At 41.6% G+C, this 25455-nt stretch carries 22 protein-coding genes; all 22 read right to left on the bottom strand.

From position 1 onward, the window contains the following. Window positions 1-47 precede the first annotated feature (47 nt). On the bottom strand, window positions 48-2165 hold the full coding sequence (pnp, locus tag AC0VX1_RS08600; protein WP_413008835.1) for a polyribonucleotide nucleotidyltransferase: 2118 nt from the start codon (window positions 2163-2165) through the stop codon (window positions 48-50). A 319-nt stretch (window positions 2166-2484) separates the two neighbouring features. Continuing rightward, window positions 2485-2754 (bottom strand): 30S ribosomal protein S15, encoded by a 270-nt coding sequence (rpsO, locus tag AC0VX1_RS08595; RefSeq protein WP_098184642.1) that lies wholly within the window; start codon window positions 2752-2754, stop codon window positions 2485-2487. 137 nt (window positions 2755-2891) lie between these two features. Next, a complete protein-coding gene (gene ribF, locus AC0VX1_RS08590; RefSeq protein WP_475470751.1) occupies window positions 2892-3842 on the bottom strand; it encodes a bifunctional riboflavin kinase/FAD synthetase in 951 nt (316 codons plus the stop codon). 33 nt (window positions 3843-3875) lie between these two features. Further along, window positions 3876-4796, bottom strand: coding sequence for a tRNA pseudouridine(55) synthase TruB (gene truB / locus AC0VX1_RS08585; protein ID WP_475470750.1), 921 nt, complete (start codon window positions 4794-4796; stop codon window positions 3876-3878). Between the two features lie 151 nt (window positions 4797-4947). Further along, the gene (gene rbfA / locus AC0VX1_RS08580; protein ID WP_034313607.1) at window positions 4948-5316 is read right to left on the bottom strand and encodes a 30S ribosome-binding factor RbfA; all 369 of its coding nucleotides are present in this window, start codon (window positions 5314-5316) and stop codon (window positions 4948-4950) included. A gap of 17 nt (window positions 5317-5333) precedes the next feature. Next, entirely contained in the window at window positions 5334-5615 is a 282-nt protein-coding gene (locus tag AC0VX1_RS08575) for a DUF503 domain-containing protein (RefSeq protein ID WP_034313609.1), read from the bottom strand. After that, window positions 5612-7765, bottom strand: coding sequence for a translation initiation factor IF-2 (gene infB, locus AC0VX1_RS08570; protein WP_413000437.1), 2154 nt, complete (start codon window positions 7763-7765; stop codon window positions 5612-5614). The genes AC0VX1_RS08575 and infB overlap by 4 nt, the downstream gene beginning before the upstream one ends. A gap of 19 nt (window positions 7766-7784) precedes the next feature. Continuing rightward, window positions 7785-8090, bottom strand: coding sequence for a YlxQ family RNA-binding protein (locus AC0VX1_RS08565; protein WP_034313614.1), 306 nt, complete (start codon window positions 8088-8090; stop codon window positions 7785-7787). A gap of 4 nt (window positions 8091-8094) precedes the next feature. After that, window positions 8095-8370, bottom strand: coding sequence for an RNase P modulator RnpM (rnpM, locus tag AC0VX1_RS08560; RefSeq protein WP_034313617.1), 276 nt, complete (start codon window positions 8368-8370; stop codon window positions 8095-8097). A gap of 16 nt (window positions 8371-8386) precedes the next feature. Next, the gene (gene nusA / locus AC0VX1_RS08555; protein WP_057278398.1) at window positions 8387-9517 is read right to left on the bottom strand and encodes a transcription termination factor NusA; all 1131 of its coding nucleotides are present in this window, start codon (window positions 9515-9517) and stop codon (window positions 8387-8389) included. 43 nt (window positions 9518-9560) lie between these two features. Continuing rightward, the gene (rimP, locus tag AC0VX1_RS08550) at window positions 9561-10034 is read right to left on the bottom strand and encodes a ribosome maturation factor RimP (protein WP_057278399.1); all 474 of its coding nucleotides are present in this window, start codon (window positions 10032-10034) and stop codon (window positions 9561-9563) included. A gap of 193 nt (window positions 10035-10227) precedes the next feature. Continuing rightward, window positions 10228-14550 carry a PolC-type DNA polymerase III gene (locus AC0VX1_RS08545; protein ID WP_413021433.1) on the bottom strand — a complete coding sequence of 1441 codons (4323 nt, stop codon included), beginning with the start codon at window positions 14548-14550 and terminating at the stop codon, window positions 10228-10230. Window positions 14551-14715: 165 nt separating this feature from the next. After that, window positions 14716-16416, bottom strand: coding sequence for a proline--tRNA ligase (locus tag AC0VX1_RS08540; RefSeq protein WP_475470745.1), 1701 nt, complete (start codon window positions 16414-16416; stop codon window positions 14716-14718). A gap of 269 nt (window positions 16417-16685) precedes the next feature. Beyond that, a complete protein-coding gene (gene rseP / locus AC0VX1_RS08535) occupies window positions 16686-17954 on the bottom strand; it encodes an RIP metalloprotease RseP (RefSeq protein WP_034313629.1) in 1269 nt (422 codons plus the stop codon). A gap of 7 nt (window positions 17955-17961) precedes the next feature. Then, window positions 17962-19122 (bottom strand): 1-deoxy-D-xylulose-5-phosphate reductoisomerase, encoded by a 1161-nt coding sequence (dxr, locus tag AC0VX1_RS08530; protein WP_034313632.1) that lies wholly within the window; start codon window positions 19120-19122, stop codon window positions 17962-17964. 43 nt (window positions 19123-19165) lie between these two features. Beyond that, window positions 19166-19963 carry a phosphatidate cytidylyltransferase gene (locus AC0VX1_RS08525; protein ID WP_413008826.1) on the bottom strand — a complete coding sequence of 266 codons (798 nt, stop codon included), beginning with the start codon at window positions 19961-19963 and terminating at the stop codon, window positions 19166-19168. Window positions 19964-19988: 25 nt separating this feature from the next. Next, the gene (locus tag AC0VX1_RS08520; protein WP_034313634.1) at window positions 19989-20762 is read right to left on the bottom strand and encodes an isoprenyl transferase; all 774 of its coding nucleotides are present in this window, start codon (window positions 20760-20762) and stop codon (window positions 19989-19991) included. A 400-nt stretch (window positions 20763-21162) separates the two neighbouring features. After that, window positions 21163-21720 carry a ribosome recycling factor gene (gene frr / locus AC0VX1_RS08515; RefSeq protein WP_413008824.1) on the bottom strand — a complete coding sequence of 186 codons (558 nt, stop codon included), beginning with the start codon at window positions 21718-21720 and terminating at the stop codon, window positions 21163-21165. Window positions 21721-21723: 3 nt separating this feature from the next. Further along, the gene (gene pyrH, locus AC0VX1_RS08510) at window positions 21724-22446 is read right to left on the bottom strand and encodes a UMP kinase (protein ID WP_034313639.1); all 723 of its coding nucleotides are present in this window, start codon (window positions 22444-22446) and stop codon (window positions 21724-21726) included. A 125-nt stretch (window positions 22447-22571) separates the two neighbouring features. Further along, the gene (tsf, locus tag AC0VX1_RS08505) at window positions 22572-23456 is read right to left on the bottom strand and encodes a translation elongation factor Ts (protein ID WP_034313641.1); all 885 of its coding nucleotides are present in this window, start codon (window positions 23454-23456) and stop codon (window positions 22572-22574) included. 308 nt (window positions 23457-23764) lie between these two features. Beyond that, the gene (gene rpsB, locus AC0VX1_RS08500; protein ID WP_053345349.1) at window positions 23765-24478 is read right to left on the bottom strand and encodes a 30S ribosomal protein S2; all 714 of its coding nucleotides are present in this window, start codon (window positions 24476-24478) and stop codon (window positions 23765-23767) included. 154 nt (window positions 24479-24632) lie between these two features. Next, window positions 24633-25262, bottom strand: a complete 630-nt coding sequence (locus tag AC0VX1_RS08495) for a hypothetical protein (protein ID WP_475470741.1) — start codon at window positions 25260-25262, stop codon at window positions 24633-24635. Between the last annotated feature and the right edge of the window lie 193 nt (window positions 25263-25455).

Below are 25455 nucleotides of genomic sequence, written 5' to 3'. Positions count from 1 at the left end.
AAGCATGCAGATTCACAAGGAATCGCATGCCGGATTTCTATTTTTCATTACGATTGAGAAGGGTTGGCTGCCTCTTTTTGCTCTTTCAAGACTGCTTTACGGGAAAGGTTAACCCTTCCTTGCTTATCGATCTCAGTGACTTTGACCAATAATTCATCGCCAAGTGAAACGACATCTTCCACTTTTCCGACTCTTTCTTCAGCCAGTTCAGAAATATGTACCAAACCGTCTTTACCATTGAAGATTTCAACGAAGGCACCGAACTTTTCGATACGTTTAACTTTACCTAAGTATAGTTCGCCCACTACGACTTCACGTACGATATCTTCAATGATTTTCTTCGCTTTTTGAATCATTGGTTCATCAGTAGAAGATATGAATACCGTTCCATCTTGTTCGATGTCGATTTTCACGCCAGTTTCTTCAATGATTTTGTTGATATGTTTTCCGCTCGGTCCAATGACATCACGGATCTTATCCGGATTTATGGACATTGTAACGATTTTTGGAGCATATTTGGATAACTGCTCACGCGGTTGATTGATCGTTGACATCATTGATTCCAAAATGTGCATCCGGCCATGTTTGGCTTGAAGTAAAGCTTCTTCAAGAATCTCTCTTGAAAGTCCTTCAATCTTAATATCCATTTGTAGGGCAGTAACACCTTTTGAAGTCCCTGCGACTTTAAAGTCCATGTCTCCCAGATGATCTTCCATACCTTGAATATCCGTTAAGATTGTATAGTGCTCACCTGATTTGACTAGGCCCATGGCAATACCGGCAACTGGAGCTTTCAATGGAACTCCGGCATCCATCATTGCCAAAGTGCTTGCACAAATACTTGCTTGTGATGTTGAACCGTTCGATTCAAGCACTTCAGAAACAAGTCTGATTGTATATGGGAAGTCTTTATCGTTTGGAATGACAGGCTCCAATGCTCTTTCACCAAGTGCACCATGACCGATTTCACGGCGACCTGCCCCACGGATAGGACCAGTTTCACCTACACTGAAATGCGGGAAGTTATAGTGGTGCATAAAACGTTTTGACTCTTCGGTTCCAAGTCCGTCCAGTATCTGCACATCACCAAGTGCACCTAATGTACAGATGGATAGAGCTTGGGTTTGTCCGCGTGTGAACAATCCGGAACCATGTGTACGTGGCAGAATGGTAACTTCTGATGATAATGGTCTGATTTCGTCAGGATTACGGCCATCCGGACGCACTTTTTCTTCCGTGATCAAACGGCGGACTTCGGATTTGACCAATTTATTCAGGATTTCTTTGATTTGCTTTAATTTTGCTTCATCAGTTTCTTCTTCATAATGAGCCAACACACGATCTTTAACTTCTTTAATCGCGTCTTCACGAGCATGTTTTTCCTGAACTTGTACAGCTTTGTTCAAGTCTGCTTCACATAGGCCTTTCACTTCTGCTTCCAGTTCCGCATCCACTTGATATAAAGCGATCTGCATTTTTTCCTTGCCGATTTCAGCAACGATTTTCTCTTGGAATGCAATGATCTTCTTGATTTCATCATGTCCAAACATGATTGCTTCAAGCATCGTTTCCTCTGGTACTTCATTCGCTCCGGCTTCAACCATGTTGATGGCATCTTTAGTGCCTGCAACCGTCAAATTGATGTCACTTTTAGCTAGTTGGTCAACAGTAGGGTTAATCATGAATTCATTATTGATTCTCCCCACTACAACTCCAGCAATTGGACCTTCGAACGGAATATCGGAAACTGAAAGTGCAAGAGAAGAACCTAGCATGGCTGCCATTTCCGTAGAACAATCTTGATCGACACTCATGACCATGCTGATGATCTGAACATCATTCCTGAAGCCATCGGCGAAAAGCGGACGGATTGGACGGTCAATCAAGCGGCTTGCAAGAATTGCCCTTTCACTCGGTCGTCCTTCACGTTTGATGAAGCCTCCCGGAATTTTACCGACTGCATAAAGTCTTTCTTCGTAGTTGACTGTCAAAGGGAAGAAGTCAACATTTCTAGGTTCCTTCGAAGCTGTCGCAGTACTTAATACAGCAGTTTCTCCATAACGGACTAAAACCGCCCCGTTCGCTTGTTTGGCTAATTGCCCTATCTCTACCGTTACATTACGGCCGGCCCAGTCAAATGAATACGTATGTTTTTCCTGTCCCATTTATTAAACCCCTCTCTGAATCTTCACTTAGAGGCTTAGTTTACCTAAACCTGTATTGGATTAAATCATTTATATGTGAAAGTAACTGAACTCCAGTTAAAACCAAACTATTCCTATTATGCACGAAAAAAACAAGCATTAACAGTAAAATGAATAAAAATTTCATTCATTTGATTATGTATATCCTGATCATTTATAAATGGAAAAGGACCCGGCTCCTGCCGAGTCCCAAGGACGAAGGCCCAGCCTTAAGTAGAACACGTCCAAATCATTTGATTAACACCAAAAAAGCGGGAAATTTCCCGCCTTCCTGAAAAAATTATCTACGTAGACCTAATTTGTTAATTAGTGTACGGTAACGAGTTACGTCTTTGTTACGTAGGTAAGTTAAAAGATTACGACGTTTACCTACCATTTTTAGAAGACCGCGACGTGAATGGTGGTCTTTTTTGTGTGTGCGTAAGTGATCGTTCAAGTTGTTGATTTCTTCTGTTAATACTGCGATTTGAACTTCTGGAGATCCAGTGTCAGTATCGTGAGTTCTGAATTCTGTGATAAGTTCGTTTTTGCGTACTTGTGTAATTGCCATGTTATTATTCCTCCTAAAATTCTGTGTAAAATCACCTATTACCGAGCCAGCGTCGGAGTCTCGACTAGCCAAGCAATGGTTATTTTCATACATACAATAGAATACATGTTTTTCATTAAAATTGCAAGTCTTGTCTTTTATCCTTCAAGCTTTGCAAAATAGACTATGGCATTTTGCTTATCCGTTTCGATCTGAGTGACCAATGCTTCAAGTCCGGAAAATTTCTGCTCACTCCGAAGTCTAGTATGCCATTCAACCGAAACCTGGTTGCCATAAATATCTCCCGAGAACTCCAAGGCATGAACCTCTACAGTCGGATATTTAGGTTTTTCCTCGTGGAACGTAGGTTTGTATCCGACATTGCAAACCCCTTTATACCATTTACCGCTTATTTTGATCCTGACGGCATATACGCCGGCAGCAGGAAAAATATAATCATCACCCACTTCTATATTAGCGGTGGGGAAACCCAATTTCCTGCCCCGCTTTTCACCGTGAACGACATGACCTTTCGTTAAATAGCGGCGACCAGCCAAATGATAAAAGTCGGTAAAGCTGCCATTACCGAGAGTTTCCCTGATTCTCGTCGAGCTAACCTTTTCATCTTCAAGTGTCTGTTTTGCAACGACTGTCTGCGAAAATCTGCCCTGTGCGTAAACAGGCAAATCTTCCATCGACCCTTGTCCATAGCGACCGTATGAATAATCAAAGCCTGCAACTACATGACGGACATTCAGCCCGGCAATGTATTCGTCAACGAACCGTTCCGGCAGTACCGAAGCAAATTCCTTGCTGAAATGGACAATGAATAAATAATCGATCCCCATCGACTCTATGATATCGACCTTATCTTCAAGTGGAGTGATATAGCGGATATTTTCCGTTTTCCTACCCAGTACTGCAGAAGGATGCGGGTCAAATGTCATGACTGCTGACTTAAGATTCATTTCATCGGCTTTTTGCATAGCGGTTTGAATGACAATTTGATGGCCTTTATGTATGCCATCAAAAAATCCAAGCGCCATTACAAGCTCGGGAAAATCATCCGTATTAAATTGATGAGGATGCTCTATTGCGATCACTTTCACCTTTCAATCTCCTCTTTCCGGCGGTAAAACGGTCTATAATTCTTGTGCCAATACTTTTACAGGTTTAATTAATCCCTCTTTTGCCGGATGTATTTGATAAATGGCAATGGCCTTATTTGTTGGATCGACCATTACAAATGGCATTCCTTTTTCAACAACAACATCCTTTGTTTGTTCCAATACCGCGCCGTTAAGTACTTTCTTTGCTACTTTATCACTAATCTGAAATTTGGGCAAATGAAATAATCCCCGCTCCAAAGGCAACAAAAATTCATCCGTTTGACCATTTTCCATGAACTCTTCCACTTCAGAAAATGTGACACAGTCCTCCTGCTTAAAACCTGCTGATTCAATACGCGTCAAGTCTGACATATGAGCAGGAAAACCCAGTTCTTCACCCATCATGACTGCAAGTGTCCGAATATACGTTCCTTTGCTGCAATTTACGCGAAAACGAAAAGATATGGTTTCCCCTTTAAATTCAGAACGATCATCGAGAAGGGTAATATCATAGATGGTGACCTCCCTTGTCGGCCTCTCCACATCTATCCCTGCACGGGCATATTCATATAATTTCTTCCCGTTTACCTTTACCGCTGAAAACATCGGCGGCGTCTGTTTAATTTTTCCAGTTAATGATTCAAGCACTTCCAGAATCCGTTTACGCTGAATCACTTGATCAATCTTTTTCTCTTCGACTTTTTCACCGCTTGCGTCTTCAGTTGTCGTTGAAAAACCAAGGGTGACTTCCCCTTCATAAGCTTTACCGGCTTCTGTCAGATATTCGGCTATCTTTGTTGCCCTGCCAATACAAATAGGTAAAACCCCTGTTACATCAGGATCTAAAGTACCTGTGTGACCAACCTTTTTTGTCTTTAAAATCTTTCTTAATTTAAAAACACAATCATGGGATGTCAATCCCTTGGGTTTCCATAATGGAAGAATACCGTTCACGCTTTCACCTCATCTTTTATAAAACACCTTAAACGATTATGAACCCGTCCCGAAAGGTGTTTTTCCTTTTTTCATATTCGGTTTCAAAAAAAAGAAACCGACTTCAAGAAGTGCAAAGCACTTATTGAGTCGGCCTCCTTTTACTGCTTGCTTATTCCTCGTCTTTTTCAGCTGGTTTATCCTCTGAATTGATTTGGGAAATCAACGACTCGATACGATTACCATAATCGACCGATTCATCAAATTCAAAAAACAGCTCAGGGGTTTTGCGCAGGCGGATTCGCTGCCCAATTTCTGAACGCATGAATCCTTTTGCCTTAGCTAGACCTTGCAGGGTTTTCTCCCTTTGTTCCTGGTCACCCAAAACGGAAATATAAACTGTTGCCTGTTGTAAATCGCCTGTAACCGCGACATCCGTCACTGTAACAAATCCGATTCTTGGATCTTTAATTTTTCGGCCGATAATTTCACTCAGCTCTTTTTTCATTTGTTCGCCAACACGATTTGAACGAAGGCTCATAATATCACCTCGATAGCCTAAAGCCAGTCTATATCTGTTATTGTTCGCTCTAGTTCCGGAAAAGAATCTAGAAATTTAAGGGCATTTTGAAGTTCCCGTTCAGTAGCCTTCCTTGAGGATGTTACGGTTACGATTGAAATCTTTGTCCGCTGCCATAAATCCTGAAAATCGGTCTCTGCTACAGAAATATTGAACTTCTGCTTAAGCCGTGTCATGACACGCTGAAGCACGGCCCTTTTTTCTTTTAAAGAATGGGTGTCATGGATGATGCATTCACATTGGACGGAGCCAACGATCATTTACGTTCGATCTCTTCCATTACATACGCTTCTATTACATCGCCTTCTTTAAGGTCGTTGTAATTTTTAATCGTAATACCGCACTCATAGTTCGTTGCCACTTCTTTAACATCATCTTTAAAACGTTTCAATGCATCAATTTCACCTTCGTAAATGACGACACCTTCACGAATTAAGCGAATTCCGCTATCACGTGTAATTTTTCCTTCTGTTACGTAAGAACCGGCAATCGTACCTACCTTGGATACTTTGAAAGTCGTACGAACCTCAGCCTGACCGATAATTTTTTCTTCGAATTCAGGGTCAAGCATCCCTTTCATAGCCGACTCGATCTCTTCGATCGCTTTATAGATGATGCGGTGTAGGCGGACATCAACATTTTCTGATTCAGCTGCACGCTTCGCATTCACGTCAGGACGGACGTTAAATCCGATGACGATCGCATTCGAAGCTGTAGCAAGGATGATGTCAGACTCTGTAATGGCACCAACGCCTGTGTGAATGATTTTCACTTTAGCGCCTTCCACTTCTATTTTATTCAGGGAAGCGGCTACTGCTTCCGCAGAACCTTGAACATCAGCTTTTAGAATGATGTTCAATTCTTTTATTTCCCCTTCTTTCATTTGTTCGAACAAAGTATCTAGGGTTACACGGGATTTCTCATTGCGTTGTGAAGCAAGTTGTCTCTGTGCACGCACTTCCCCAACTTGACGGGCCGTTTTCTCATCTTCAAAGACGATGAAACGATCGCCGGCTTGCGGCACTTCGTTCAATCCAGTGATTTCAACCGGTGTTGAAGGACCTGCATCCTTAACACGGCGTCCAAGATCGTTGACCATCGCACGAACACGTCCGAATGTATTACCGATAACGATCGGATCCCCAATTTTCAACGTTCCGTTTTGAACAAGCAATGTGGCAACCGATCCGCGCCCTTTATCCAAACGTGCTTCAATAACCGTTCCATTTGCTTTACGAGATGGATTCGCTTTATACTCCTCCACTTCACTGACAAGAAGAATCATTTCAAGCAAGCTATCGATACCCTCACCGTTCTTAGCTGAAATTGGTACGAAAATTGTGTCTCCGCCCCATGCTTCAGAAACTAAACCATGTTCTGTCAATTCTTGCATGACACGGTCCGGATTGGCAGCTTCTTTATCCATCTTATTTACAGCGACAATAATTGGAACTTCTGCCGCTTTAGCATGGTTGATCGCTTCAATCGTTTGAGGCATGACGCCATCATCCGCAGCGACGACAAGAATGGTGATATCGGTAACTTGTGCACCGCGGGCACGCATTGTTGTAAACGCAGCATGACCTGGTGTATCAAGGAATGTTATTTTCTTATCGTTAACTTTAACTTGATAAGCACCGATATGCTGAGTGATTCCGCCCGCTTCGCCTTCAGTGACTTTTGTATGGCGTATAGAATCAAGCAATGTCGTTTTACCATGGTCAACGTGACCCATGATCGTTACGACAGCCGGACGTTCAATCAAATCTTCAGAAGCATCCTCAGTGACAAGTGATTCAAGGTCTGTTAGATCGACACGAATCTCTTCTTCGGCCACTACACCGTATTCCGCACAAATCAATTCAATTGCATCTTTATCCAAAGTTTGGTTGATTGTTGCCATAACACCAAGCATAAAGAGCTTTTTAATGATTTCAGAAGGTTCACGGTGAAGTTTTTTTCCAAGTTCCATAACCGTCAAAGACTCATAAAACGTAATTTTCTCTGGAAGTTCTCTTTCTTTACGTTTTGTAACAGGTGCCTGAGGCGCTTGTTGTCTTTGTTTATTATTTTTATTCTTGTTATTGCGACCTTTGTTGAACTGGCCGCCAGTTGGTTTTTTCGTCCCTACAGGTTTAACTGGTGGTTTCTTCTTCAGTTTTTCTTTATTGACAGTGCTCTTTTCATCCGCTTCGGCTTCGTACTTCGCAACCGTAGCGTTAGCTTTTGGCTCTTGGCTTTTATCTTCGTTTTTAGGTTTGATTGAATCGTTTAATTTATTTACAGTTGAATCGTCTAATGCTGTCATATGGTTTGTTACCTCTATATTCATTTCTTTAAGTTTATTTATTACATCCTTGCTTGAAACGTTCTTTTGTTTTGCATATTCATATACACGCAATTTTGTCATACGTTCACCCCCGTAAAATTTAATCGAGCAGCGTTCGGAGTTTTTGTGCAAAACCTTCATCCAGAACTGCGACGGCAACTCTAGCATCTTTACCTATCGCATGGCCGAGCAATGACCTGCTTTCGACTCTTTTTAAAGGAACCTGATAAAATGCGCACTTATCAGATATTTTTTTTTCAGTGTTTTTTGAAGCGTCCGCGGATAAAATAACAACTTTGGCATTACCGCTTCTAATCTCTTTAACCACTAATTCTTCACCCGAAATTAGCTTGCGTGCTCGATTGGCCAAACCTAATAGAGACATCCATTGTTGTTGTTGGGTCATGGTGTTAGTTTTTCTCCTTATTCACTAATTCGAGCAATTGTTCATAAAGGGAAGAATCGATTTGGGTACTAAGGTGATTAGCCAGCACATTTTTCTTTTTGGCCAGCTCGATAACATCCCGATCAAGAGTCAAATAAGCTCCCCTTCCAGATTTCTTACCGGTCGGATCCAGGCTGACTTCCCCTTCTTTAGATCGAACGATGCGAATGAGTTCTTTCTTCGGCTTCATTTCGCCTGTCGCCACACATTTACGCATCGGGATTTTTTTTCGGTTATTCATCTTTTTTCACCTCGAATTACTCGTTATCCTCTTCGAAATCTGTTTCCTCTTCAGTAACATAACTATCTCTGCTCAAAAGGAATTCCTGTTCTTCCACAGGATATATACCAGCTTCGCGGGCTTCCGTTTCACTCTTGATATCTATTTTCCAGCCTGTAAGCTTTGCAGCTAAACGGGCATTTTGTCCACGCTTACCAATTGCCAGGGAGAGTTGATAATCCGGTACGATTACAGTCGTCGCCTTTTCCTCTTCCTTAACAATGACCTCAAGTACTTTTGAAGGGCTTAAAGCATTCGCAACGAATATGACCGGATTCTCCGACCATTTGACGATATCGATCTTTTCACCTTTCAATTCGTTGACGATGGCCTGAACACGCTGGCCTTTTTGGCCTACACAGGAACCGACAGGATCGACTTCTTCGTTATCGGAGTGCACGGAGATTTTTGAACGGTCGCCTGCTTCGCGGGCAACTGACTTGATCTCGACTGTTCCATCGAAAATTTCAGGCACTTCGATTTCGAATAAACGTTTTAAAAGGCCAGGATGTGAACGGGATACAAAAATTTGCGGACCCTTGGAAGTCTTTTCAACTTTAGTGATGAAAACTTTAATGCGGTCATGCGGTTTATATTGTTCATTCGGCATTTGCTCATTCACCGGGAGCAAAGCCTCGATTTTACCTAAGCTCACATAAATGAATCGGGAATCCTGGCGTTGAACGATACCAGTCATGATATCCTCTTCACGATCGATGAATTCGGCATAAATGATGCCCCGTTCCGCTTCACGCACCCTTTGAGTGACGACTTGTTTTGCTGTTTGTGCAGCAATACGGCCGAAATCCTTAGGTGTTACTTCCATTTCGACAACATCATCTAACTGATAGTTGGGATCAATTGCTCTTGCTTCTTCAACAGAAATTTCCAGACGCGAATCGAACACTTCGTCAACAACGTCTTTTCTGGCAAATACACGCATTGTTCCTTTACCAAGATTCAAGTCGATACGTACATTTTGTGCTTGGTTAAAGTTACGGCGATATGCCGATATAAGGGCAGATTCAATCGCGTCGATCAAAACCTCCCTGGAAATTCCTTTTTCGTTTTCTAAAATATAGAGAGCATCCAATAACTCATTGCCCATGGTGATCCCCCTTACGGATATTTAAATTAATGATTTGCTTGACTTAAGCGAAGGTAATCGCCAATCTTGCTTTCGCTACCTTTTCGAATGGTATGACGATCGTTTTCTTTCTTGTCTTGATTCTGACTTCGATTGTCACTTCTTCACCATCGAAACTGGTTAAGATTCCTTCGAATTCTTTTTCATCTAAAATGGGCTCGTATGTTTTTATGTAAACATTTTTACCGATAGCATTAAGGAAATCCTTCTCTTTTTTCAGAGGCCTTTCAGCTCCGGGTGATGAAACTTCGAGAAAATAATTTTGTGGAATCGGATCAACCTCATCAAGCTTTTCACTGAGTTTTTCACTCACATTTCCGCAATCATCAATATCTACGCCTGTTTCTTTATCAATGTACACTCGAAGGAACCAGCTTTTACCTTCCTTCACATACTCCACTTCGACTAATTCAAGCTGCAATTCTTCAAGAATTGGTAATGCTAATTCCTCTACGACTTCCGTTACCTTTTTACTCATTTGTTTCCTCCATACGTGCGTTGTATGCGCTTGGTTTCGGATTCAAAATAAATGGTCATTACAACACGAAAGAGTGGGTTTCCCCACTCTTGCCATTGGTTCCTCTTAGTATTTCCAATAAAAATATACCATAATCAAGATATTTATGCAAATATCATGTCTGTTTCTTCCTTTTTGAAATCCGTTTCTTCTTTTAAAATAAAGATAACTGATTTTGTTCAGGCAATGACTCCAGACAGCCTTGTTTATCAAGGTATTCAAGGATGGTCTTCGAAACCTTACCCCGCTGTTGAAGGTCTTCTTTGGAGAGGAATTCACCATTTCCCCGCGCGTTGACGATATTGATCGCCGCATTCGTTCCAAGACCAGGTATCGAATTGAAAGGCGGAATCAAAGTATTTCCTTCAATTAGGAATTGATCTGCACTGGATTTGTACAAGTCCACTTTAGCGAATGAATATCCTCGTTCACACATTTCCAAAGCTAGTTCAAGAACCGTCAATGTATTCTTTTCCTTTGTGGATGCATCCAATCCCTTTACCATGATTTCTTCCATTTTCGCTTTGATCGCTTGCGATCCCCGTGTCATGGCGTCGATTTCAAAATCATCGGCACGTACTGTGAAATAGGCCGCATAGTATAATAAGGGCAGATGCACTTTAAAATAGGCAATCCGGACAGCCATTAAGACGTAAGCTGCAGCATGGGCTTTCGGGAACATGTATTTAATCTTCTTACATGAATCGATATACCATTCCGGCACCTCATTTTTCCTCATTTCCTCTTCGAATTCCTCCGAGAGCCCTTTCCCTTTACGTACAGATTCCATGATTTTAAACGCCAGGGAAGGATCGAGACCTTGATAGATCAGATAGACCATAATATCATCCCGGCAGCCTATAACCTCACTTAGTGTGCAGATCCGGTTGTGGATCAGTTCCTGTGCATTGCTCAGCCATACATCCGTACCGTGGGAAAGGCCTGAAATCTGAACAAGCTCGGAAAAAGTCGTAGGTTTCGTATCTTCAAGCATCTGCCGGACAAAACGCGTACCAAATTCCGGGATGCCAAGCGTACCCGTTTTACACATGATCTGTTCTTCGGTAACTCCTAAAGATTCAGTACTGCTGAATATTTTCATTACTTCAGGATCATCGGTAGGAACGGTCTTTGGGTCGATGCCACTTAAATCTTGAAGCATCCGGATTACTGTCGGATCATCGTGTCCAAGTATGTCAAGTTTCAAAATATTATCGTGAATGGAATGGAAATCAAAGTGAGTTGTTTTCCACTCTGAATTCCGGTCATCCGCAGGGAACTGAATTGGTGTGAAATCATAGATATCCATATAATCCGGAACGACGATGATTCCGCCCGGGTGCTGTCCAGTCGTCCTTTTCACACCAGTACAACCGGCAACAAGGCGATCGGTCTCGGCTCCGCGCATATGGATATTATTATCAGAGGAATACCCTTTTACATATCCATAAGCCGTTTTTTCAGCGACCGTACCAATCGTTCCGGCACGATATACATATTCTTCACCGAATAAGACCTTCGTATAGTTATGGGCCTTCGGCTGATATTCACCGGAGAAGTTCAAGTCGATATCCGGAACCTTATCCCCTTTAAATCCAAGGAAAGTTTCAAACGGGATATCATGCCCGTCTTTTGTATAAGCGATGCCACAATCCGGACAGTCTTTATCGGGCAGGTCAAACCCGGAACCTACGGAACCGTCATTGAAGAATTCGGATTTCTTGCACTCAGGACATACATAATGCGGCGGAAGAGGGTTCACCTCTGTAATTTCAGTCATGGTGGCAACGAAAGATGATCCAACCGATCCCCTTGAGCCAACTAGATAACCATCATTCAATGATTTTTTAACAAGCTTGTGGGAAATTAAATAAATAACGGCAAAACCGTGGCCGATGATGCTTTTCAATTCTTTCTCAAGACGGGCTTCCACGATTTCCGGCAGGTTTTCCCCATAAATCTTCCTTGCCATGCCATAACTCATTTCACGCATCTCTTCATCTGCACCTTCAATTTTAGGTGTGTATAACTCATCCTTGATTGGCTTGATTTCTTCAATCATATCAGCGATTTTATTCGTGTTGGTTACCACGACCTCTTTGGCTTTCTCGGAACCGAGGAAGGAGAATTCCCGCAGCATTTCATCTGTTGTCCGAAAATGTACGTCAGGAAGCTTATGACGATTCAGCGGGTTCGCGCCGCCTTGTGAATTCACAAGGATTTTACGGTAAATTTTATCATTCGGATCCAAATAATGCACATTTCCCGTGGCTACGACTGGCTTGTCCAGCTTTTCACCAAGCTTGACGATATTGGAGATGATCGTTTCTAATGATTTATCATCCCTTACATATTCAAGCTCAATCAAATGCTGATACACTTCCTTCGGATGGATTTCAAGATAATCGTAGAATTCGGCGATATCGACGACTTCCTCAAAACCCTTCTGCATCATCCCTTCAAAAACTTCCCCTTTATCACATCCCGATCCGACCAGGATTCCTTCACGATACTTTTTAAGTTGTGAGCGCGGTAATCGGGGCACCCGATAGAAATAATCGATGTGTGATATTGAAATTAATTTAAAAAGGTTTTTTAACCCCGCCTGTGTTTGCGCGATCAACGTACAATGGGACGGCCGGGAACGCTGGTAAGCATTTCCTTTACCCATATTGTCATTAAGTTGATCATGATGGGTAATCTCCTTTTCCATTGCATCCTTCAGCATCTTCAGCATAAGGTAACCTGTAGCTTCGGCGTCATAAATGGCCCTATGATGCTGGGTCAAATCAATATCGAACTTTTTACATAGTGTATTTAACCGGTGATTTTTAAACTCTGGATATAAGAAACGGGCAAGTTCCAATGTATCAAGCACAGGATTGGAAGCTTTAGGATAACCCAAGTTTTTATAACCTATATTCAAAAACCCCATATCGAAGGCTGCGTTGTGGGCAACCAGGATTGCATCGCCCGCCCATTCCTTGAACTTTTCCAGCACTTCCGAGACTTCTGGAGCATTTTCTACAAGATCATCAGTGATTCCAGTCAATTCTATCGTCGTATTGGATAGTGGGTGATGCGGATTAGCAAATGACTCGAATCGATCAATGATGTCCCCGTCACGGATTTTGACTGCAGCAAATTCAATGATCGTATCATAAACGGCTGACAGACCCGTCGTCTCTACGTCAAACACAACATAGGTTGCATCTGCCAAAGGGATATGCGTCTCATTATAAACGATGGGTACACCATCATTTACCAGATTCACTTCGACGCCATAAAGGATTTTGATACCATTCTTTTTCCCGGCACTATAAGCTTCAGGGAATGATTGTGCTCCCGCATGATCTGTAATGGCAACAGCCTTATGCCCCCACTTTGCAGCTTGGGCAACAAGCGCTGAAGTAGGTGTCACTGCATCCATCGAGCTCATTGGGGTATGCATATGCAGTTCTACACGCTTTTCTCCTTCCGGGGCCTTATCCTGCCGTCCTTGTTTAGAAATTTCATTTATATCATTTGCGATCATTACAAGGTCACGTACGAATGTATCATTTTGAATGCTGCCTTGGGCACGTACCCACATCCCTTTTTTCACTCGGGCAAGTATGGCAGCATCTTCTTTATCACGCGAAAACATTTTGACCAATATCGAGCTCGTATAATCCGTGACTTTAAATGTCAACAGGCTTCGTCCGCTTCGCAACTCACGCACTTCTGCATCAAATACGAAGCCTTCGATAGCAATCCTGCGCTCTTCATCGATAATTTGTTCGATTCTGCGGAAATCCGCATCTTCTTTAATCGTGTAGCCAATTTTAACCGGTCCTTCGTAGACGCCATCGTCGCCGCCTTTTTCCGATTCTTTCTTCTGCATTTCCACTAGCGCAGCAAGTCCCTTTTCCGCGTCTTCCTTTTGTTTCTCTTCCAAAAACTTTTGGTAATCAGGATTCGACACCGTTTCCTTCACTTCCGCTTCAAGTGTCAACGGAGGAAAACCGAATGTTTGGTAGATATTCGAAATGATGCCGGAGTATTTTCGTTTCAGCTGACCAGCTTCCGTATCATTTCGGGCGCTTACGATAAGCTTATATCCATTTACCGTTGGCACTTGTTCATTCAGGAGCGATAACAGTGCTGGAGACATGCCTTCAAGCTCCCCAATGCAGTTTTTCCAATACTCTTTTACCAATTGTTCGGTCACTTGCGGATTGGCCACATTCAAGTTGAATGTGACCTTTGCAATATGGGAAAACGTACTTGCCAGATGTGTAGCAAGTCTTGTATGAACACTGCAAGGAATCAATGCAGGTATATTAAAGGCAAAATGCCATGTTTTGGACTCCCTCTCGATTGAGAGTTTATCAATTTCGGCACCTATGAAATAATTCACAAAGGCATCCTCGGTCAAGTCCATTTGCTGGAGCAAGAGTTGAAATCTCTCTCTACCGCTATTTGGATTTTGATCCATTCCCTCTCTCCCCTATCTACTATCTCTTTAGATATTATTCACTAGCATTTTCGTTTTGATATCAGAGGCTATTATAACATATCATGAATGTTTCACTAGTATCCAAATCCATGAAAAGGAAAGGCATCATCCAATTGAATGATGCCTAGTTCCCCCATTTTTAAATTATCCCAGTATTTCGTGAAGCTTTTGAGTTAGTTCAGCTCTTTCAAGTTCAAGAACCTCACCCGTTTTGCGAATTTTCACTTCGACAATTCCGTCGGATGCCTTTTTACCAACAGTCACCCTGACAGGAAGACCGATCAAGTCGGAGTCTGCGAATTTTACGCCGGCACGTTCTTGACGATCATCCATTAGAACTTCCATGCCTTGTGCCTTTAAATCTTTATATAAATCTTCTGCCAGGGCAGACTGAGCCTCATCCTTCATATTGATTGGAATCAAATGGACTTGGTATGGCGCCAAATTCTTTGGCCAGACCAATCCTTTTTCATCGTTGAATTGTTCAGCGACAGCTGCAAGTGTACGGGAAACCCCAATACCATAACATCCCATGATCATTGGCTGCGACCGTCCATTCTCATCCAGGAATGTCGCATTCATAGCTTCGGAATATTTTGTTCCCAGCTTGAATACGTGGCCCACCTCAATTCCTTTGGCAAATTTAATTTTTCCGTTTCCGTCGGGCGATGGGTCACCCTCTTGGATGAAACGAAGATCTATATAATTAGCCACGTTAAAATCACGAGCGGGATTGACGTTCACATAATGGTGGTCTTCCTCATTTGCACCACAAACTCCATTAACCATGGCTTCGACGGCAAGATCCGCAATCACTTCCACATCAGAAGTGACATTTATTGGTCCAAGAGATCCAATTGCACATCCCAAGACTTCCTTCGTCTCATTTGGATCGACCAAATCAACGATTGAAGCGTTATAGAAGTTCTTCAGCTTGATATCATTGACTTCATGATCTCCTCGTACCAAAACTAGCACATACTTTTCATCCACTTTAAACAATAATGATTTTATTAGTTTCGCTGCATCGGTATTCAGGAATGCAGCAACTTCTTCTATCGATTTTTGACCCGGTGTATGAATTTTTTCAAGTGCAATTTGTTCTTCGCTGCTTTGTTCATATTTTACATTCACAGGTGCCATTTCAATATTGGCTGCATAATCGGAAGTATCCGAATAAGCGATGGTATCCTCCCCTATTTCAGACAGGACCATGAATTCATGTGTATCCTTACCACCCATTGCCCCAGAATCGGCAATGACCGCACGGAAGTTCAACCCACAACGGCTAAATATATTCGAATAAGCCGCAAATAAATTTTTATATACAGCATCCAGGCTTTCTTGATTAGCATGGAAAGAATAAGCATCCTTCATGATGAACTCACGTCCACGCAACAATCCGAAACGCGGTCTTTTTTCATCACGGAATTTGGTTTGGATTTGGTAAACCGTCAATGGAAGACGCTTATAGGATTTCACCTCATCGCGAACTAAACTGGTTATCACTTCTTCATGCGTGGCACCAAGCGCAAATTCACGGTTGTTGCGATCCTTAAGCCGCATCAACTCTGGACCATAAGTATACCAGCGTCCAGATTCCTGCCAGAATTCAGCTTGTTGTAAAGCCGGCATCAACAGTTCCACTGCACCTGCATTTTCCAGTTCTTCCCTAACGATCGCCTCAACCTTTTGAAGCACCTTTTTTCCAAGCGGCATAAAACTATAAACCCCGCTGGAATTTTGTCTCATAAATCCTGCACGCAATAGCAGCTGATGACTTTTGATTTCAGCATCTGCAGGCACTTCCCTCAATGTAGGGATCAACGTCATACTTTGTTTCATATTTGCACCTCTTCAATATTTCCTTTAAATTACTTGCAGCTTCGGTAAATTTGATACCGCAACATTTTAATACGGTCATTTCATACAAAAAAGACTTTCCGGTCATTCAGAAAAGCTAATTTAATATACTCATTCTCGATTATACTTACGATTTCCCTAGAAAACAAACAATTTCCCCAAAACGATTAAAAAACTAGGAAATCCCTTCAGATAAGAAAACGGCCAACAGATAATTCTGCTGGCCAGTTTTTGCATTATCCAAACATGTCTTACAGGAAGAATCGCTGGATGTCATTCCAGGTAACGACAATCATCAATAACATCAGCAAAGCAAAGCCGATGAAGTGGACCATCCCTTCTTTTTGACGGTCAATTGGTTTCCCTCTTAAGAATTCGACCACAAAGAACAACAGTCTTCCTCCATCCAATGCCGGCAGCGGAAGCAGGTTCATGATTCCCAGGTTAATGCTTAGCAGTCCTGCCCATTTCATTAACGTGAATAAACCTTGTTTCGCCACTTCCTCAGTTGATTTATATATGCCTACAGGACCAGATAAACTGTCGATCGTAAATCCTCCCGTCACAAGATCACCAAGGATGATAAAGATTTGTTTTGTCCAAAAATACGTTTCTGTAAAACCATATTGTATAGCTTTAATCGGTGCTTTTTCAACCGGAGGGTAAACACCGATAATCCCGATTTTCTTCCCTTCCCTTTCCACTTCTTGTGGAACAACCGGTACTTCTAGTGTTTTCCCGTCCCTGTCAACGACAAACTCGATCTCTTGCCCAGGGTTCTTTTGAATGCTTTCCTGAACATCTCCCCAAGTGGAGACTTCCGTACCTTCTATGGATTGAATGACATCTCCCGATTTTAAACCGGCATTTACAGCCGAACCATCCGGAGTCAACTCACCTAGTTTCGCTTCATCCACCACAACACCTTGAAACAGGCCGATCAGCACAAAAATGACAAAAGCCAAAACGAAATTCATTGCCGGACCAGCTACAATCGTCAGAAAACGATGCCCAAGCGACTTTGAGGCAAATTGCCGGTCAAAAGGAGCAATCTGGTTCTCTACACCATTTTCAACGATCACAGCCTCTTTATGGATGGCAAACGTTTTTAGTGTATCTTCCTCTCCCTCTTCATAACCAGTAAGGATCAGTTTATGATCAAGGTCGATCACTTCAACTTCCACAAGTCGAATATCAGGATATTTATCTTTATTGTTCAAAATGATCTTTGTAACATTCTCATCATTATCGAACATTAACCCCACCCGATAGCCGGGTTTCAATTCTATATTTTCTGCGTCTTCACCGGCCATACGCACGTAACCGCCAAGAGGAAGCAATCGGATGGTATAAACGGTTTCCTTCTTTTTATATGTGAATACTTTTGGCCCGAAACCGATTGCGAACTCACGGCATAAGATTCCTGCTCGCTTTGCAAACACTAAGTGCCCAAGCTCATGGAAAAAAACTAGAGCTCCAAAAATTATGATGAACGCTATAATCGTTTCTAAAGTCTGCATGTTCCGGTCACCTATCTTTCACTAAAGATTCTATATACTGCCTTGTCATATTATCCACTTCCTGAATCGTTTCTAAATCTGGAAGGGCTATGACGGAATGCTGATTCAGCGCTTTTTCAATTAACGTCTCAATTTCAAGGAAGGTTACCTTTCCAGATAAGAATGCAGAGACTGCGGCTTCATTGGCGGCATTCAACACAGTAGTCATCGTTCCGCCCATTTTACCTGCTTTATAAGCGAATTGCAAACAAGGATATCTGGTGAAATCCATATCCCTAAAATGCAGTTTGCCTGCTTCAGCAAGGTTCAATCGTTTGCGGCCTGCCAGCGGAATACGGTCTGGATAAGTAAGTGCATATTGTATCGGCACCCGCATATCCGGTGTCCCCAGTTGTGCTATCACGCTGGAGTCATGAAACTCAACCATGGAATGGATGATGCTCTCCTTATGTAGCAATACATCAATTTTATCGTAGGGAAGATCGAATAGCCAATGGGCCTCGATCACTTCCAATCCTTTATTCATCATTGATGCTGAATCGATCGTGATTTTAGCTCCCATTGACCAGTTCGGATGGTTCAGTGCCTCTTCCACCGTTACATCCTTCAATTCTTCCCTGGTCCGATCTCGAAAACTGCCTCCTGAAGCAGTAATGACAAGACGTTCTATATTTTTTTCCTTTTCACCTTGCAGTGCCTGAAAAATAGCTGAATGCTCACTGTCAACCGGCAGCAATCTGACCCCAGCTTTTTTTGCTTCACTCATGACCAAATGACCCGCCGTCACCAACGTCTCCTTGTTGGCGATAGCAATATCCTTTTTTGCCTTTATTGCTTGAAGTGTCGGATAAAGACCCACGCTTCCGATGACGGCATTGACCAATATCGTCGCCTGACCATAAACAGCAACAGCAGTCAATCCCTCATCCCCATACATGAACTCGATATCTTTGCGGTTGGAGAATTCACTTTTCAAAACATGATAATCTTCTTCCGTCTGGACTGAAACCAGTTTCGGTTCAAACTCTTGTATATAAGTCCTGACCAATTCTATATTCTTTCCAGCAGAAAGCGCCACGATCTTGAATTGATCTGGATGGGACCTGACTACATCCGCCGTTTGTTGACCAATCGATCCTGTCGCGCCCAAAAGGCTGATATTTTTCAAATTGTTCATCTCCTAATTCATATAACGCTTGCCTATATTTATATTATAAAACATGCAATAAATGCAAAATCGGTAAAATGAAGATCACACTATCTAGCCTGTCCAAAATTCCACCATGTCCCGGGAGAAGATTCCCTGAATCCTTAACGCCATAATGACGTTTATACGCGGATTGGACGAGATCACCCAATTGGCCGAATACCCCAATGATTAATGAAATCAATAATAATTGTAATAACGTGTAATCAAGGCTGGAGAAGGAGTAAAATAAAACACCCACCACCATCGCGGATATTAACCCGCCGATAAATCCTTCCACCGTCTTGTTTGGACTTATTTCTGGCCATAGCTTTCTTTTACCAAGCGATTTACCAATGAAGTAGGCTCCGGAATCAGTTGCCCAGATCGTAAATAGGGTAAGCAGGATATAGATCAGCCCCAACCCCAAAGAGTCACGTGTTTCAAATAGGAAGTAGAAACCTATCCCCAAGTATAGGATTGAAATCACTAGAAAGCCTGCGTCATCAAAGGTAAAACGGTTTTTTGAAACGACTGTATAAAGTAACAGCAGCAAAACCCCGATTAAGAATACTTGAACTTTATCATAATTAAATTCTGCCAAAAAAGCGGTATGCTCATTAGGCAATAAAAGCACCCACAATAATATGTGTGAAAGAAATGCTTCAAAAGAAAGTACACGTAACTTTTTCATTTTCATCAGTTCGTACAAACCAATTGAACCTAACAGATAAACCGTCAGTAAAAAGGGAGTGCCCCCTAAAATGACTAGTGGAATGAAGATAGCGGCAACTACGACCGCCGTAATAATTCGTTGTTTCATTATTCCATTTTCCTCGCCTTCTACATTAAACGCCACCGAATCTTCGTGAACGCTTTTGATACTCCTCAACTGCCTGCAATAAATGCTCTTCACTAAAATCCGGCCACAGCACTTCAGTAAACCAAAGCTCCGTATAAGCAGACTGCCAAAGCATGAAATTACTTAAACGGATTTCACCGCTAGTACGGATCAGTAAATCGGGATCCGACAAATGTTTGGTCATCAGGTAACTGGAAACCATTTCCTCCGTTACATTTTCCTTTATTATACCATTCTTAGCATCTTGAATGATGCTATTCACTGCAGATACAATCTCCCCACGGCTTCCATAGTTCAGGGCAAAATTCAGAATCATCCCATCATTGTCTTTAGTGTCTTCCATTGCCCGTTTAACGGCACTTTGAGTATGTGACGGAATGAGTGACAAGTCCCCAATCGTTTCAACTCTAACATTTTCGGAAATGAGCTCGGGCAAAAATGTCCCAAGAAATTCCTGGGGCAGCTTCATCAAAAAGTCGACTTCACTTTTCGGGCGTTTCCAATTTTCAGTGGAAAACGCATAGACCGTCAAAGTTTTGACCCCTAATTTATTGGCAACTTTCGTAATTCTACGAACGGTTTTCATTCCTTCATGATGACCCGCCACACGTGGCAATGCACGCTTTTTGGCCCAACGGCCGTTCCCATCCATAATGATGGCGATATGCTGAGGAACATCAAACTGTTTAATATGCTGAATCCTATTTGTTACATCGGAAGAAGCATCTTTTTTAACGAAACGCTTCCAAAGTGAATACATATGTTAGTCCCCCATCAGGTTGTACTTATCTCTCTACAAAGGCAAAGTTTTTCGTGCACTATGTATATCAAGCTTTCTGCCGCTTAAAAAGAATCTATATTATAATATCAAAAAAAAACTGGTTCTCATATTATTATTATGAAAATTATTTCTTCATTAGAAGCTTGAAAGGGAGAAATCATTCCTTCTTTTTTTCTGAAACCGATTCTGACTGACATGAAAAATGCAAAAAAAAGGCCACCTCCAACGTTTGCATGCAACATACTAACTCAAGGAGTAATCATTATCGGAGAAACCTTATTATAACAGTTTTCTCCTTTAAGCACACCTATATGTTAGCACCAAGACATGACCCAGTATGGATTCGGCCCTCTTTATTTAATCAATTCTTCAATGGAAATTATACTTCCAAAATTTCTTTTTCTTTATCTTTTGTAATTTCATCGATTTTCGTGATATTGCCATCTGTCATCTTTTGGATGTCATCAGCATAGCCACGCAAATCATCTTCAGTGATTTCACCACTTTTTTCAAGCTTTTTCAAATCATCATTAGCATCGCGACGCACATTACGGACAGCTATTTTTGCCTCTTCCGCTTCTTTTTTCACAACTTTCACAAGCTCTTTTCTGCGCTCTTCAGTTAACGCCGGGATGGCTATCCTGATGATCGATCCGTCATTAGAAGGATTTAAGCCTAAGTCTGATTTCAAAATCGCCTTTTCGATTTCACCCAATACCGTTTTATCATATGGTTGAATGACTAATAGTCTAGCTTCCGGGACAGAAATACCAGCCACCTGATTAACTGGTGTCGGCGAACCATAATAATCAATCGAGATTTTATCAAGCAATGAGGCATTTGCCCTTCCGGCACGGATGCTTGCTAATTCACGTGTGTACGCTCCAATGGCTTTTTCCATTTTCGTTTTCGCATTCGAAATAACTTGTTTCGGCATCTTTTATTTCCCCCTTACAATAGTTCCAAGCGTTTCGCCTAAAACGGCCCGTTTAATATTGCCTTTTTCCATGATCGAGAAGACGATCAATGGAATATCATTGTCCATGCATAGTGAGGACGCAGTTGAATCCATTACTTCTAACCCTTCTTTAATCACATCAAGATAGGAAAGTTTATCATACTTCACTGCATTTTTGTCTTTAACCGGATCTGCATTGTATACGCCATCCACATTATTCTTCGCCATCAAGATGACATCAGCTTCAATTTCTGCAGCACGCAGGGCGGCAGTGGTATCCGTTGAGAAGTATGGATTACCTGTACCAGCTGCAAATATCACCACTCTCTTTTTCTCTAGATGCCTGATTGCACGGCGTCTAATGTATGGTTCTGCTACTTGTCTCATCTCAATGGAAGTTTGCACGCGTGTTTCAATTCCAAGCTGATCAAGGCTGTCTTGTAATGCCAATGAGTTCATGACTGTAGCCAACATCCCCATATAATCGGCATTAGCACGATCCATGCCCATTTCACTGCCTATTTTCCCGCGCCAGATGTTTCCGCCACCGACAACAACAGCTACTTCCACATCAAGCTCAGCCACTTCCTTGACTTGTTCAGCAATGGATTTAATTACTGCAGGGTTAATTCCAAATCCTTCTTCACCGGCTAATGCTTCACCACTTAGTTTTAGAACGACACGTTTATATTTAGCGTTACTCATGAGAACCTCCAACTATGTAATCTTTTCATTCGTTCATCATGCTTTCTTGCAATACTGCCAAAAAATCATGACATTTCAAAAAATAGGGAACACAAGAGTGTTCCCCATTATTAATTATCTGACAATTAGTCTTTTTTAACTTGGTTCATTACTTCTTCAGCAAAGTTTTCTTGACGTTTTTCAAGACCTTCCCCTACTTCATAACGAACGAATGATTGGATTTTTCCGCCTTTTGATTCAACGAATTGTCCCACTTTTTGATCAGGGTTCTTAACGAAAGCTTGTTCGTTAACACAGATTTCTTCGTAGAATTTATTGATACGTCCTTCAACCATTTTCGCAACGATTTTTTCAGGTTTTCCTTCATTAAGAGCTTGCTGCGTAAGAACTTCGCGTTCGCGTTCTAATTCGCTAGCATCCACTTGGTCGCGAGAGATATATTTAGGGTTAATTGCAGCAATATGCATTGACACGCTTTTAGCTGCCTCTTCGTCAGTTGTACCTTCAAGAACTGACAGTACGCTGATGCGTCCGCCCATGTGAAGGTATGCACCAAATGCGTCGTTATCTGTTTTAGAAACGACTTGGAAACGGCGAAGAGTTAATTTTTCCCCAATTTTAGCAACAGCAGCATTGATATGATCTGCAACTTTTGCTCCATTTTCCATTGTTTGCTCAAGAGCAGCTTCAACGCTTTCAGGTTTGTTCGCAAGAAGGAACCCAGCCAATTCCTTAACAAGAATTTGGAAGCCTTCGTTTTTAGCAACGAAATCAGTTTCAGAGTTCACTTCAAGAATAACCGCTTGGTTTCCTTCAACAACGATTGAAGTTAAACCTTCAGCAGCGATACGGTCGCCTTTATTAGCAGCTTTTGCAATTCCTTTTTCACGTAGGAAATCGATTGCCTTTTCCATATCGCCTTCTGTTTGTACAAGTGCCTTTTTACAGTCCATCATACCGGCACCAGTTTTTTCACGCAATTCTTTAACTAATTGTGCAGTGATTGCCATAATATATATCCTCCTCAAATTAAATGCAGTTTATTCAATCTTTACCCATTATTGCCAAAAAATACTTGTTATCATCAAAGAAAATAACGAGCTTTGACAATATTTCCGAAAAACATCCACTTTTTCAGTCAATATGACGTAACTAAACCAGCTGATGATTTTCATCCCTTAAAAATCGCCCATACCTTTAAAAAAAGACATTCCGTACAGTGATTTTATGTATGTTTATTTAGTGCAAAAAAAAGGGATAAAAGGCATTATCCTCTTATCACCTTTTTTCTTACTGAATAAGCAACCTTTTTTACTTATTAAGCAGTAGTTGTTTCAGTTGCTGTTTCTTCGCCTTGTTTAGCTTCTAAGATAGCATCTGCCATTTTACCTGTTAATAATTTAACAGCACGGATTGCATCGTCATTCGCAGGAATAACTACATCGATTTCATCCGGATCACAGTTTGTATCAACGATACCAACAAGTGGAATGTGTAATTTGTGTGCTTCCGCAACAGCAATACGCTCTTTGCGAGGGTCGATAACGAAGATCGCATCTGGAAGAGTCTTCATATCTTTAATACCGCCTAAGAATTTTTCTAAGCGATCCCATTCTTTTTTAAGTTGGATAACTTCTTTTTTAGGAAGGACTTCGAAAGTTCCGTTTTCTTCCATTTTTTCGATATCTTTAAGACGAGTGATACGTTTTTGGATTGTTTCAAAGTTTGTTAAAGTTCCGCCTAACCAACGTTGGTTTACATAGTACATACCAGAACGGATAGCTTCTTCTTTAACAGATTCTTGAGCTTGTTTTTTAGTTCCGACGAAAAGAACAGTACCACCGTTAGCAGCTAGTTCTTTCACGAAGTTATAAGCTTCTTCAACCTTTTTAACTGTTTTTTGAAGGTCGATGATGTAGATGCCGTTACGCTCAGTGAAGATATATTTCTTCATTTTTGGGTTCCAGCGACGTGTTTGGTGTCCGAAATGCACACCAGCTTCAAGCAATTGTTTCATAGAAATGACTGACATTTTAGTTCCTCCTAAATGGTTTTGTTTTTCCTCCGCACCGATCATTTTCATACAGAAACTGTCGTAACAGCACCATCTGCAAGAATCACGAGGCGTGTGTATTAACACCATTTCATAATATATCATAATGACTCTGCACAATCAAGAGATAAGTTTATCTATTCATGCGAAACTTTAGTAATAGCTCTATCTCCGTTCGACCGCAACCTAACTTTTTGGCGATTTCCTCTATTGAATGTCCTTGATCCGCTAACATATCCACTTTTTCATTTAATGACCGTTCATTTAACGAAGCCTGCAGCATGTCCGAAAGTTCCTTGGCAGCCGGCTTTCCTTGATTTTGAGGGGAAGTGGCAGCCGATGCAAGTTCCAATTTGTCCTCGGCTTTTACGGGTAAAGCATTGGCCTCATTTTTTTCAGGCATTATTTTATAAGCGTTAATTGCCTGCTTTTTAGCGGCGGCACGACTTCCCGCTTTATACTCTAGCAGAATGTTTTGTTCTTGTTTTTCTTTCTTTGTTTCTTTGATTGAACTATGTTCTTGTCCTATTTGTCCATGCTCAGGATTCATTGCCACCGAATTGTTGATTGCCTTTACCAGTGTCTCGTTATCCTCTTTCATCTCCATTAAATAACCAGACAAAAGTTGTTCCATTTCTCCAATGACGGCTTTTTGGTCTTTTTCCAACATGCTTAAACGATTTTGGCGAAGATATAAAACGAGGATGGCAAAAATGGTGAATATGTTCAATACAAACAACAGAAATATAAAAAATGCTGACATACTGCCTCCTAATTAACCGGAATAGTCAATCCTGTTACCTTTAAACGGATGGGGATCTTTTTTCACTGTTGTTTTTTCTTGAGTACTTTCCCTATTCTCTTCTTGACAAAGTCCAGTTCGAACATTCTGTGATTTCGAAACATTTATTGATGAAGGTATCCGTAAAAATTTTTGATTTACAGGGCTTTCTTCG

Source organism: Peribacillus sp. QJM3NY_7 (assembly GCF_056173225.1).
The sequence above is the reverse complement of the archived record's forward strand: the minus strand, read 5'-3'. Positions and strand labels throughout refer to the sequence as shown.